This window comes from Cloacibacterium caeni (assembly GCF_907163125.1).
GTDB lineage: Bacteria > Bacteroidota > Bacteroidia > Flavobacteriales > Weeksellaceae > Cloacibacterium > Cloacibacterium caeni_B.
Map to the genome: position 1 here is coordinate 2,370,435 of NZ_OU015319.1, position 12,438 is coordinate 2,382,872.

11 protein-coding genes are annotated in these 12,438 nt (G+C 34.2%); 7 read left to right on the top strand and 4 right to left on the bottom strand.

Annotated elements, in window-relative coordinates; genetic code table 11:
- Positions 1-20 precede the first annotated feature (20 nt).
- Together accD and KKQ79_RS11015 are read left to right on the top strand one after the other, a co-directional pair.
- Complete coding sequence (gene accD, locus KKQ79_RS11010) at positions 21-872, top strand: acetyl-CoA carboxylase, carboxyltransferase subunit beta (protein WP_069799756.1); 852 nt, start codon at positions 21-23, stop codon at positions 870-872.
- 164 nt (positions 873-1,036) lie between these two features.
- On the top strand, positions 1,037-1,507 hold the full coding sequence (locus tag KKQ79_RS11015; protein WP_250131240.1) for a DUF6973 domain-containing protein: 471 nt from the start codon (positions 1,037-1,039) through the stop codon (positions 1,505-1,507).
- Between the two features lie 38 nt (positions 1,508-1,545).
- Here KKQ79_RS11015 and KKQ79_RS11020 read toward each other — a convergent pair whose 3' ends face one another.
- From KKQ79_RS11020 to KKQ79_RS11035, 4 genes are all read right to left on the bottom strand, one after another.
- Positions 1,546-2,625: a mannose-1-phosphate guanylyltransferase gene (locus tag KKQ79_RS11020; RefSeq protein ID WP_250131241.1), complete on the bottom strand. Its 1,080-nt coding sequence runs from the start codon at positions 2,623-2,625 to the stop codon at positions 1,546-1,548.
- A complete protein-coding gene (locus KKQ79_RS11025; RefSeq protein WP_213190177.1) occupies positions 2,612-3,217 on the bottom strand; it encodes a SprT-like domain-containing protein in 606 nt (201 codons plus the stop codon). The genes KKQ79_RS11020 and KKQ79_RS11025 overlap by 14 nt, the downstream gene beginning before the upstream one ends.
- 113 nt (positions 3,218-3,330) lie before the next feature.
- Complete coding sequence (locus KKQ79_RS11030; protein ID WP_213190178.1) at positions 3,331-4,680, bottom strand: TolC family protein; 1,350 nt, start codon at positions 4,678-4,680, stop codon at positions 3,331-3,333.
- A 96-nt stretch (positions 4,681-4,776) separates the two neighbouring features.
- Entirely contained in the window at positions 4,777-6,177 is a 1,401-nt protein-coding gene (locus KKQ79_RS11035) for a nucleoside recognition domain-containing protein (RefSeq protein WP_213190732.1), read from the bottom strand.
- Between the two features lie 335 nt (positions 6,178-6,512).
- On the opposite strand from KKQ79_RS11035, the gene KKQ79_RS11040 reads away from it, so the two are divergent.
- From KKQ79_RS11040 to KKQ79_RS11060, 5 genes are all read left to right on the top strand, one after another.
- Positions 6,513-8,639, top strand: a complete 2,127-nt coding sequence (locus KKQ79_RS11040; RefSeq protein ID WP_213190179.1) for an elongation factor G — start codon at positions 6,513-6,515, stop codon at positions 8,637-8,639.
- Between the two features lie 317 nt (positions 8,640-8,956).
- Entirely contained in the window at positions 8,957-9,730 is a 774-nt protein-coding gene (locus KKQ79_RS11045; protein ID WP_213190180.1) for a hypothetical protein, read from the top strand.
- A 114-nt stretch (positions 9,731-9,844) separates the two neighbouring features.
- Positions 9,845-10,048: a hypothetical protein gene (locus tag KKQ79_RS11050; protein ID WP_213190181.1), complete on the top strand. Its 204-nt coding sequence runs from the start codon at positions 9,845-9,847 to the stop codon at positions 10,046-10,048.
- Between the two features lie 115 nt (positions 10,049-10,163).
- Positions 10,164-10,721, top strand: a complete 558-nt coding sequence (locus KKQ79_RS11055; RefSeq protein ID WP_213190182.1) for a hypothetical protein — start codon at positions 10,164-10,166, stop codon at positions 10,719-10,721.
- Between the two features lie 179 nt (positions 10,722-10,900).
- Positions 10,901-12,436, top strand: a complete 1,536-nt coding sequence (locus KKQ79_RS11060; RefSeq protein ID WP_213190183.1) for a YifB family Mg chelatase-like AAA ATPase — start codon at positions 10,901-10,903, stop codon at positions 12,434-12,436.
- Positions 12,437-12,438 lie beyond the last annotated feature (2 nt).

Genomic DNA, 12,438 nt, shown 5'->3' on the forward strand with positions numbered 1-12,438 from the left:
TTAACCTTAAATAAATAACTATGGCTTTTGATTGGTTTAAAAGAAAGAAAAAAAATATTACCACAGGAACCGAAGAGAAAAAAGACGTTCCAAAAGGTCTTTGGCATCAAACTCCTTCTGGTAAGATTGTAGAACATGACGAGCTTAAGAGAAATAATTACGTTTCTCCAGAAGACGGTTTCCACGTGAGAATAGGAAGCGCAGAGTTCTACGATATACTTTTTGACGAAGGGAAATTCACAGAATTACATCCCGATGTAGAAAGTGTAGATATGCTTAAATTTAAAGATACAAAAGCATATACAGACCGATTAAAAGAAGTAAAATCTAAAACAAAACTTAAAGATTCCATCAGAAATGCAAGAGGAAGCGTAAATGGTGTAGACATGGTGATTTCTTGTATGGATTTTGCGTTTATCGGGGGTTCACTTGGTTCTGTAATGGGCGAAAAAATCAGAAGAGCTGTAGATTATTGTATAGAACATCAACTTCCTTACATGATTATCTGCCAATCTGGTGGTGCTAGAATGCAAGAAGCGGCTTATTCTCTGATGCAATTAGCAAAAGTACAGTCTAAGTTGGCTCAACTTTCTGATAAAAAATTGCCTTACATTGCTTATTTATGCGACCCAACTTTTGGTGGAATTACCGCATCTTTTGCAATGACTGCAGATGTAATCATGGCAGAACCTGGCGCTTTAATTGGTTTTGCAGGTCCTAGAGTAATTAGAGAAACCATTGGTAGAGATTTACCAGAAGGTTTCCAAACATCTGAATTTATTCAGGAAAAAGGATTTGTAGATTTTATTGTAAAAAGAACTGAAATTAAAGAAACGGTTTCTAAAACAGTGAAACTATTGATGAATAAATAGAATATTTATTCTCTGAGATAATTTTAAATCGTAAAACTTAATTGTTTTACGATTTTTGTTTGAAACATTTTCAAAAAAACACTTACTAATCCTTAGAAAAATCTCTTAGAATGACGCCTAAACTTGTTTTTAATATCTTAAAAAGCCTAAGTTTAAAAAACCTTTTGAAATTATTTCTTATTGGGTTTAGTCATCCTATTTTCTCTATTTTAACCTTTTTTGCAACTTATAAAACGTACAGAATTTCTGAAAAATTGTTCCCCAAAACACATGGTTTACACGGTACAGGAAATGCTTTCAGACACGCACTTTGGAACAGTTTGATTATGATGTATTGCTGTAAGGTTTCTTCCCCGAAAAAAGCGCTAATTTGGACTGAAAAAATCACACAAATGCACGAAGATTTATTTCCCAATGAGCCTCTACAACGAAAAATGGATTTGCATAATAATAAAGTGGGGCGTGATTATTTTATGCAATTATTACCTACGATTCACCGTCAGTTTTTTGAGACCAGTTTTTTTGTAGAGCAACTGCTAGCATTAACTCAGCAAATTAAAACCGTAAAAAGTGAAGACGAAACTTTCGGTTTTGAACTGATTATAATAGACGAAAAAAGAGAAACTTTAGCATAAGTTTCTCTTTTTGTTTTTATAAAGTTAAAGAATAAAAATTACATGAATTTTTCTCCTTTTTTAAAATTTTTCAAGTCTAAAACGTAGTCCTTAATCAACTGGTCATTGCTAATTGGGCAAATCAGGAGAGCTTTCTCTGTATCTACCACGATATAGTTTTCTAAACCGTCTATAATAGCTGCTTTATTATTATTTCTAAGTCTGATGATGTTTCCTTTAGAATTATAGGTAAGAACGTGCTTAGATTTTACCGCATTATTATTCTCATCTTTTTCAGCGTTTTCGTAGACAGAAGTCCAAGTTCCTAAATCACTCCAACCTAAATCTGCAGGAATTACGTAAACGTTTTTTGCTTTTTCTAAAATTCCATTGTCTATAGAGATTTTTTCTACTTTTGGATAAATAGTTTCTATACAAACAGTTTCCTGATCACTATTATATTCGCAAGTATCAAATTCATGTGTCATTTCTGGTAAAAACTCTTGAAACGCTTTATGAATTGATTTAACATTCCATACAAAAATTCCTGCATTCCAAAGGAAATCTCCACTTTCTAAAAAAGCTTTAGCGATTTCTAAACTAGGTTTTTCGGTAAAAGTTTTTACTTTAAAAACTTCTTCCTCTTTTTTCTCGATAAATTGTATGTAACCATATCCTGTATCAGGACGAGTGGGTGTAATTCCTAGCGTGATAAGGTAGTCATGCTTGCTCGCTAAATTAAAAGCTAATTCTACTTTTTCTAAAAAAGTTTTCTCCTTTATAATTAAATGATCTGCTGGTAAAACAATTACGTTTGCATCAGGATCTCTATCTGCAATTTTATTAACCATGTAGATGTTACACGCTGCTGTGTTTTTCATTACAGGCTCGCCAACAATATTTTCTAGAGGAATCTCTGGCAACTGATGGTGAGATAATTCTACGTACTCTTGATTGGTGATTACATATATATTTTCTGTAGGAACGATTTGCTTTATTCGGTCAAAAGTTTGCTGAATCATGGTTCTTCCCGTTCCTAAAATATCTTGAAACTGCTTCGGAAATTTCTGAGTAGACATTGGCCAAAATCTGCTGCCAATTCCACCTGCCATGATTACGCAGTAGTTACTGTTTTTCATATTGATCATCGATTTTTCTTACCTGAGCTAATGTATTTACCTTATATTTTAGCCCAGATTTTAAATTACGGCAAAGATAGCGCTTTTTTGTTGTTTCTTCAATTACGAAAACTTTATTTTTAAGGACAAAAACATCCCCAACGATAAGGCTTTCTAGATATAATAACTCATCTTCCTCTGGCACATGAAAATATTTCACTAATTCAGGAGAAGCCATAAAATTAGCTTTCGGAGATTTTGAAAATTTCTGAATAATGGGACGTAAATCTTCTGCATAAACGGTCAAACTTTCCAACAACATTTCTCTAAAAGTCTGCTTCCATTCTGCACCATGAGGCGAAATTCTCCTGCCATATTTTTCAAAAGCAATCAAATGCGCCAATTCATGCGTAAGCACAAAGAAAAACAATTGTGGCTCTAGTGTTCCATTGACGGTAATTTGGTGAGATTTATCTGGCAATTTTCGGTAATCTCCCAGTTTGCTGTTTCTGTTTTTAGTAATTTTCAGATGACAAGGATAACTCCCAAACCAAATTTTGAGATAAGGAAGCGCGTTCTCTGGTAAAAATTGCTCTAAAACTTTTATTGACATTATTTTGATACGAGGTCCGAGATACTCGTTGCGAGTTACTTTATGCTAAAATAAACAATTTAATCAAACTTTGCTATCCTAAAAACTCGCATCTCGAAACTCGTAACACGGAATTACAACGAAAGCGGAATCCCTGCATAGAAATTCAACAGTTTCGTGCTAAAAATAAAATTGTATTTCGCTTGAGAAACAGAACCTTGCGCATTGATGTAATTGTTTCTTGCATTGTTCAAGTCATAAATGGTAGCTCTACCTGCTTCATAACTTTTCTCGGCAAATTCTAATGCTAACTTGGTCGATTTTTCTGCTTCTAAAGCAGCCAGATAGTTTTCATAATTAGCATTGGCATCAAAATAAGCACGCTGAACATTTTGCTGAACTTCTACTTTTTGTTGTTCTAAAGTGTTTTTAGCAATGCTTTCAGAAATTTTAGCCTGTTCTACTTGTAATTTGGTAATCCCTTTGTTAAAGATGGGAATGTTTGCAGAAACACCTATATTTTGTCCAAAATTGTCTTTGTATTGCTTAAAAAAACTGTCATACTCTACATCTATTTCCTGTCCTGTAGTTGGATTAAGTGTAGGCGAAACTTTATAGAAATAAAATGTGCTTAATCCTGCAAATGCTGAAACAGAAGGATAAAAAGCAGTTTTTGCGATTTCGGTTTGTTTCTGAGCAGAAAGAATTCTGGTTTCAGCAGCTTTTACTTGCGGTTGATTTTCGAAGGCTTTTTCCACAATATTTTCGGTAGAATTCAATGGTGCTTCCAAAGAATTTGGCAAAGGAACTTCTTGCACATCAAAATTCTGATAATCTTTTAGTTGCAATAACATCGCCAATGAAAAAAGAGAACGCTGAATATCTATTTCAGCAGATTTTTGGCGCTGTTTTTCTCTTGCTAAACCTGCAGTTGCTTCTGCTTCTACTGTTTTTGGTGTAGTTCCTACTTCTGTAGTAATTTTCGCTCTGCTTAATACTTTTTCGGCATTTGCTACGGCTTCATCAGAGATTTTCTTTACTTCCTTATTCAGTAAAACTTGTAAATATTGCTGTGCAATCTGGAGTGAAATATCATTTTTTACACGTTCTGCATCTAACAAACTCGCTTCTAAATCATATTGAGATTTTTCGGCAGATTTCTTCAATCTTCCGTTATTGTACAACTGCATATTTGCCCCTACTGAAGCGCTATTATTGAAATTATCATTTCTACCGATACTTCCTTGGAAACCTTGCGTAGTTCCAAAGCTCATATTATTGTTAAAACTACCCGAAACTGAAGGCAATTTATCTCTTTTAGAAATTTCTAGATTTTTAGTCTGAATATCTGCATTATATTGATTGCTAATAACTTGTAAATTATTTTTAACAGCATAATCTACACATTCTTGTAAACTCCATTTCTTCTGAGAAAACCCTAAAGAAAATGCTGATAACAATACGAGTGAAAATATTTTTTTCATAGGATGAAAAGTTTCTTAATTAGACGAAGAATGGAGTTTTTTGTTACAAAAAAAGAAGCATTTCTGCTTCTCTTGTTCATTTATTTAGAAAAAATACTACCCAAAAAACAAATACGCCATTAAAATAGAAGTAACAATTCCCACTAAATCTGCCAACAACATCGCACCAACTGTATAACGCGTGTTCTTAATTCCTACCGCTCCAAAATACACTGCAATCACATAAAAAGTAGTATCAGAACTTCCTTGCAGAATCCCAGAAAGTCTCGCTGGAAAAGAATCTACTCCGAAAGTAGTCATCGTATCTACCATCATTCCTCTTGCTCCAGAACCAGAAAGTGGTTTGATTAAAGCCGTTGGTAAACCGTCAACAAATCGGGTGTCTAAATTGGCAATTTGGGCAAACCACTTCATTCCGTCTATAATCACATCAAAAACACCAGAAGTTCTCAAAAGAGAAATCGCAATCAGCATTCCTACCAAATACGGAATAATCTTTACGCAGACATTGAAACCTTCTTTTGCACCGTCTATAAACGCATCGAAAACATTTATTTTTTTGTAAACGGCTCCTGTGATAATTGCAAAGAAAATCAAGAGAATCATTCCGTTGCTGATGAGTTTACTCACATCATCTAATTCTTCTTTGCTCAATCTTACTAAAAACCAAACCAACAAGGCAATGAGTGCCGAAATTCCACCTACGAAAGCCAAAAGTGTAGGCTGAAAAAGATTTATTTTTTGTTTGATGGAAACAATAATCATCGCCGCCATCGTTGCACAGAAAGTCGCAATTAAAGTCGGCAAGAAAATATCAGTTGGCGTTGCAGAATTCATGGAAGCTCTAATCGCAATAATAGAAACCGGAATCAGCGTTAATCCACTTGCATGAAGACACAGAAACATAATTTGTGCATTAGAAGCTCTGTCTTTATCTGGATTTAAGGTTTGTAAACTTTCCATAGCTTTTAAACCAAAAGGCGTTGCAGCATTATCCAATCCTAATAAATTCGCTGCGAAATTAAGCGTCATGTGACCGAAAGAAGGATGATTTTTAGGAATTTCGGGGAATAATTTCGAGAAAAATGGTTGAATCATTCTCGAAAGGAAATTGATACCACCTGCTTTTTCGGCGATGCTCATAAAACCCATGAAAAGCGTCATAATTCCTATCAATCCCAAAGAAATTTCTACTGCAGTTTTACTGGTAGAGATTACACCATCCGCTTTTTGAACTCTATAAACAGCCACTTGATTGGTAGAATCTTTTTTGTAATTAATTCTCGCAATTTCTGTTTCTGAGTTTTCGGTTAAAGATTTCTGAATTTCCGCAGAAAGTTTTTGAACAGGAACTTTAGCAATCTGAACCGTGTCTCCACTTTTTCCTACCACCAAATCATTATAAATTGCTTTGTAGTTATCGCTAAATAAATATTTAACACTTGCCACTACAATGGCTACAATAATAAATGCGCTCCAAATTCTGCTTAAAACCATTTCCTTGAAAAATTTTGATAAAAGTAACATTTTTTGTTGGATGTTAGATGTTGGGTGATGGATGTTTTAACAAAAATATTTTCCATTTTTTTAACATCAAGCATCCAGCTTCCATCACCCCACAATTCCCAACCTTTCAAAAATCATGTTACAAATTTTACATTGTATTAAAATCTTTTGTAATTTTAGTATCCTAAATTTTTACATTCAAAGTGCCTTTTAAGACATTCTTGATTTTAAAAATTTTCGCCTTATAAGGAATTGCAGTGTGCATTCCGTCTGAATTTTAGTAAATCAGATGTGATAGATGAAAATAATTTTAAAACTCAAAAGATATGAGCACTAACACTAAAGACCTCCGTAACGTAGTTTTACTCGGGCATTCAGGAAGCGGTAAAACTACATTTATAGAAACCATGCTCTACGAAGGTGGAGCTATCAAAAGAAGAGGAACTGTAGAACAACACAACACCGTTTCCGACAATACCGACCTAGAACACGAACGCGAAAACACGATTTTCTCACATCAAATGTTCGTGAATTGGAAAAAAAATAAAATCAACATTTTAGATACCCCTGGTTTTGACGATTTCGTAGGTGAAGTAATTGCCAACTTAAAAGTAGCAGATACTGCACTGATTATGGTAAATGCTGCAGCTGGTGTAGAAGTAGGCACTGAATTGGTTTGGGAATATGTAGAAGATTACAAAACACCTTCTATTTTCGTGATTAATCAGATGGATCACCAAAAAGCAGATTACGATGCTGCTTTAGAACAACTTAAAAATAGATTTGGAAGCAAAGTGATTCCTATTCAATATCCTCTAAATTCTGGTGAAAGTTTTAACCAAATTGTGGATGCCTTGAGAATGGTAATGTACGAGTTCCCTGCAACTGGTGGTAAACCAGAGAAAAAACCAATCCCAGAATCTGAAATGGCAAGAGCTAATGAAATGCACAATGCATTGGTAGAAATGGCAGCCGAAAACGAAGAAGGATTAATGGAAAAATATTTCGAAGAAGGTAATCTTTCTGAAGAAGAGTTGGCACAAGGTTTAATGATTGGTTTAGCAAAACACGATTTCTTCCCAGTATTTGTAGCTTCTGGTGCTAAAGATATGGGCTCTGGTAGAATTATGGGCTTTATAGATGATATCGCTCCATCTCCAGCTGATCGTTTTGGTAGCAAACTAGAAAATGGAGAAGTTTTAACTTGTAATGCTGCAGACAAAACCACTATTTTCATTTACAAAACTCAATCTGAACCGCAAGTTGGCGTAGTTTCTTATTTCAAAGTATTCTCTGGCGAAATAAAACCAGGTGATGAACTGATTAATGCCAATAACGGTGAAGTCGAAAGAATTTCTCAAATTTTCGTAGCAGAAGGAAAAGAGAGAACCGCCGTAGATAAATTAGTTGCAGGGGACCTAGGTGTTACCGTAAAACTTAAAAACGGACATTCTAACAATACCCTCAATACAAAAGGTGTTGATAGAAAAATAGAACCTATGAAATTCCCAGAAAGCAGATTGAGAAAAGCTGTTTTCGTAGAAAATACAGCAGAAACGGAAAAACTTTTTGCTGCGCTTAATAAACTTAAAGAAGAAGATCCTACCCTAAAAGTAGAGATAGACCATGATACGCACGAGGCGATTTTAGGAGGACAAGGTCAGTTGCACCTAGACTTAGTAAAATACCGTCTCGAAAAAGATTTCGGAGTGAAAATGGAAATGAAAAATCCTAAAATTTCTTACCGCGAAACCATCACTGGAAAAGCAGAAGCAGATTACAGACACAAAAAACAATCTGGTGGCGCTGGTCAATTTGGTGAAATTCACATGAGAGTAGAAAACTACTACGAAGGAATGCCAGAACCAGAAGGTGTAAACATTAGAAGCAAAGAATTCGAAGATTTACCATGGGGCGGAAAATTTGCATTCTACTGGTGTATCGTAGGTGGTGCGATAGATTCTCGCTACATCGGCGCCATTAAAAAAGGAATTATGCAACAGTTAAAAGAAGGTCCATTAACTGGTTCACATTGCCAAAACATCAGAGTTTCTGTATATGACGGAAAAATGCACAGTGTAGACTCTAATGATATTTCTTTCCAATTGGCAGCTTCTGGTGCGTTTAAAGAAGCGTTCCACAATGCGCATCCTCAATTGCTAGAACCTATGTATCATGTAGAAATTCTTGCTCCAGACGAATGTACTGGTGATGTAATGGGAGATTTACAAACCAGACGTGCCATGATTTCTGGAATGGATAGCGAAGGTCATTATCAAAAAATTATGGCAGAAGTTCCATTGGCTGAAATGAACGATTACGGTTCTACATTGCGCTCATTAACAGGAGGTAGAGCAAAATTCTCTATGAAATTCAGCGACTACCAATTAGTTCCTACCAATGTACAACAAGACCTCGTGAAAAAACATGCTGCTGAAAAAGTAGAAGCATAGTTTTTCTAATATAATTTCGAAGAAAACCTCAACGCAAGTTGGGGTTTTTTGTTGGGTGCATATTCTTTTTTCTTGATAAAAATTTCACCAAGTAAGCAGCACTCAAAAAGCAGTCTTCTAGGAGTCTTGCTCTACGTTTGTTCGTGGTTTGTTCGTGTTTCATTCGAATCAGCCTCGAAAAAGTACCATAAATTACGAACAAACCACGAGCAAACCTAAAACTTGAGTAGACTTTGACTGGAACTTTAGTCAAAGAAAATAAGAGAGATTTTAAGTGTCTAAAAACTTTTGTATATTTGAGTGTTAGGCAAAATTTTATGAAAATCTTAATTCAAATAACTTTAATGACCTTTTTGTTATTTTTTTCAAACTGTTCAAAGCTTGATAAAAAAAACCATAAACAGAAAGAAACATTATTAATCGCAACGCAAAATTTTAATAACATTAAAGTAGTTAAAAGAACTTTAACAATATTTTCAGACAGCACTTACACGTTTATAGAAAATTTAAGAGAACCCAATCATAATAAGAATGAAACTTTTGAAGGACTAGTGAAAATAAATAAGGATTCAATTAAATTTCATCCTTTTAAACTTGATTTTAATAACGCAGAAACAGCAGTTTTGAAAAATGGATTTATTGAGTTTATTGATGGTGAAAACCCAGATAGAATGAAAATTGAGAAAACAACATTACCTGTTAAAAATAATCTTAACCTGGATAAATTTCCCAACTATGCTGTTTTCACGTTTAATAAGAATTTTGACAATGGTGAATGGCAACAAGATTACTCAAATTACGATTTAAACACTCGAGAATTATCAGTGTTAGATCAAATTTTTCAAAAGGAATTTCTCAAAAATAAAAAATTAAGAAATTTCAATGAATACCTAAAACAGATTGTTGCAGTGAAAAACAGTAGAAATGAAATACTAATTCAAGCGCGTTTCTTTTGTAAGACTTCCTTTTTATTAGAAAGCTATCAATATTATGAATCAGATATGCACGATGGTGGCAATTGTAATGTTTATTTAGAATTTAATCTGACAACCAAACAATTCAATTTTATAAACATTGCTGGAATGGCGTAAAGAAAACTGACGCTTCTACTCAAAATCTGAAATAAAAATAACCAAAACCTCAACCAAAAATTGAGGTTTTTTCATTTCAAAAAAATCCCCCCCAGCTGCGCAAAGTTTGCAACTTTGAGCAAGATTGAAAAAATGATAAAACAAGTGAGTTTTGGAAATATAGTAATTATGATGAGTAATTGGGCTCAAAGTCAGGAGACTTTGCGCAGCTGGAAACGTATATTTTTTTCTCAAAAACCTAAAAAGATAAGTTTAGAACCTAAAAAAACCATTCCAAAACCGCAAATTATAATTTCAGAACGTATATTTTTAGGTTAGTAATCAGAAATTTAGCCACAACATGCTTTTCATATTACTTTTTTTTCATAATTTAGTAATCAGGAAAAAGCGATTTGCTTGGTTTAAATATAACCTAATTAATATTAAAAAAATCATGAAAAAACTTTTAATCATTTCTTCTATTTTTTTGGGAGGGTTTTTATTTGCACAAAATTCGGTAGCAAAAATTACTCTAAAACAAGTTCAAAAAGAATTTAAATACAAAAAATACTCTATTGAAATCCTGAAAAAATTTATTTCTGAAATTGACGAGGTTGAGCAAGAGCCAAATGTCTGGGAAAGTATTCCTGGAGAAATTATTGGCTGGGAAAATGATAGGGCTACTTATTCAATAGTGGAGACTTTTTGGATAAAAAACAATAAGTTAATTCAAATAGAAACCAATCCAACGATTGAGCAAGTAAATAAATATTCACCTAAAAATGGACATTTTGAATATATCGAAGGTTGGCAATCCATTGGAAAAGTTTTGAAAAAAGACAAAAATGGAATCTTTCATTTGGGACTAATTATGCGTTTTGTAAAAGATGTTAATAGCGAAAATTTCAGCGATGAAAGATTTCAATTAGAGTATCAAACAAAGGATTTTAAAAAGTTTACTCTAAAAAGATTAAAACCTACAGAATCTAAAAAGTGGACAATTATAAAATAAAAAGAGACTAAAAAAGGCAAAATATTATTTGTAAAAGACGAGAGGAAAAGACAATTAAACTACACCCCTACATTACAGATTTAAATCCTAAACAATACATAAAACCTCAACCAAAAATTGAGGTTTTTTCATTTCAAAAAAATCCTTACTTTTACTTTTATAAAAAATTAATAACCAAAATGCTAGTAAAGATTTTCGGGAGCGCAATTCATGGCGTTTCGGCGCAAACCATCACTATAGAAGTTAATGTAGACACAGGCGGAGTAGGCTATCATCTTGTAGGCTTACCAGATAATGCCATTAAAGAAAGCAGCTATAGAATTAATGCCGCACTCAAAAATGTAGGCTACAAAATTCCGGGTAAGAAAATCACCATTAACATGGCTCCTGCAGATTTGCGCAAAGAAGGTTCTGCCTATGATTTAAGCATTGCTATTGGGATTTTGGCTGCTTCAGACTTAATAAAAGCCGAAAATTTAGAAAAATACATCATCATGGGCGAACTTTCCTTAGACGGAGGTTTGCAACCGATAAAAGGCGTTCTGCCCATTGCCATAAAAGCCAGAGAAGAAGGTTTCAAAGGCATTATTTTACCCAAACAAAACGTAAGAGAAGCCGCAATAGTCAATAATCTGGAAGTGTACGGTGTAGAAAACATTAAACAAGTTATTGATTTCTTTAACGAAGATATTCCGCTAGAAAGAACAGAATTTGACACCCGAAAAGAATTTCAAGAAAAAATAGACCATTTTCCTTTTGATTTTTCTGAAGTGAAAGGACAAGAAACCGCAAAACGAGCGATGGAAGTTGCCGCAGCTGGTGGTCATAACATTATTCTCATCGGTCCTCCCGGAAGTGGAAAAACCATGCTTGCTAAACGTGTTCCAAGTATTCTGCCACCTTTAACCATGAAAGAAGCTTTGGAAACCACCAAAATTCATTCTGTGGCAGGAAAAATGGGCGCCAATAATTCTTTGATGACAGTTAGGCCTTTTAGAAGTCCGCATCACACGATTTCTGACGTGGCTTTAGTTGGTGGCGGAAGTTATCCTCAACCTGGCGAAATTTCTTTGGCGCATAATGGCGTCTTGTTTCTGGATGAAATGCCAGAATTTAAAAGAACAGTTCTGGAAGTAATGCGTCAACCGTTGGAAGACCGAGAAGTGACGATTTCCAGAGCGAGATTTTCGGTGAATTATCCTGCAAGTTTTATGCTGGTGGCAAGTATGAATCCATCACCAAGTGGTTATTTTCCTGATGATCCTAATAACACTTCGTCTCAATTTGAAATGCAACGCTACATGAATAAACTTTCTGGACCTTTGTTGGATAGAATTGATATTCACATCGAAGTTCAAAAAGTAGAATTTGAGCAACTTTCAGACAAAAGAAAAGGCGAAAGCAGTATTGCAATTCGGGAGCGTGTTTTGAAAGCCAGAGAAATGCAAAATGTGCGCTACCAAGATTTAGACATCAGTTACAATGCTCAAATCGGGCCTAAAGAATTAGAAAAATACTGCGAACTGAATGAAGATTCTAAAAATCTCATCAAAAACGCAATGGAAAAACTAAATCTTTCGGCAAGAGCTTATGATAGGATTTTGAAGGTTTCTAGAACTATTGCAGATTTAGAACAATCAGAACATATTCTTTCTCATCATATTTCTGAAGCCATACAATACAGAAGTCTGGATAGAGAATTTTGGAATGCTTAATT

Excerpts from the sequence above, each read along its gene's own strand:
- accD (WP_069799756.1), top strand. The coding sequence starts at position 21 with ATGGCTTTTGATTGGTTTAAAAGAAAGAAAAAAAATATTACCACAGGA.
- KKQ79_RS11020 (WP_250131241.1), bottom strand. The coding sequence starts at position 2,625 with ATGAAAAACAGTAACTACTGCGTAATCATGGCAGGTGGAATTGGCAGC.
- KKQ79_RS11025 (WP_213190177.1), bottom strand. The coding sequence starts at position 3,217 with ATGTCAATAAAAGTTTTAGAGCAATTTTTACCAGAGAACGCGCTTCCT.
- KKQ79_RS11030 (WP_213190178.1), bottom strand. The coding sequence starts at position 4,680 with ATGAAAAAAATATTTTCACTCGTATTGTTATCAGCATTTTCTTTAGGG.
- KKQ79_RS11035 (WP_213190732.1), bottom strand. The coding sequence starts at position 6,177 with ATGGTTTTAAGCAGAATTTGGAGCGCATTTATTATTGTAGCCATTGTA.
- KKQ79_RS11040 (WP_213190179.1), top strand. The coding sequence starts at position 6,513 with ATGAGCACTAACACTAAAGACCTCCGTAACGTAGTTTTACTCGGGCAT.
- KKQ79_RS11045 (WP_213190180.1), top strand. The coding sequence starts at position 8,957 with ATGAAAATCTTAATTCAAATAACTTTAATGACCTTTTTGTTATTTTTT.
- KKQ79_RS11055 (WP_213190182.1), top strand. The coding sequence starts at position 10,164 with ATGAAAAAACTTTTAATCATTTCTTCTATTTTTTTGGGAGGGTTTTTA.
- KKQ79_RS11060 (WP_213190183.1), top strand. The coding sequence starts at position 10,901 with ATGCTAGTAAAGATTTTCGGGAGCGCAATTCATGGCGTTTCGGCGCAA.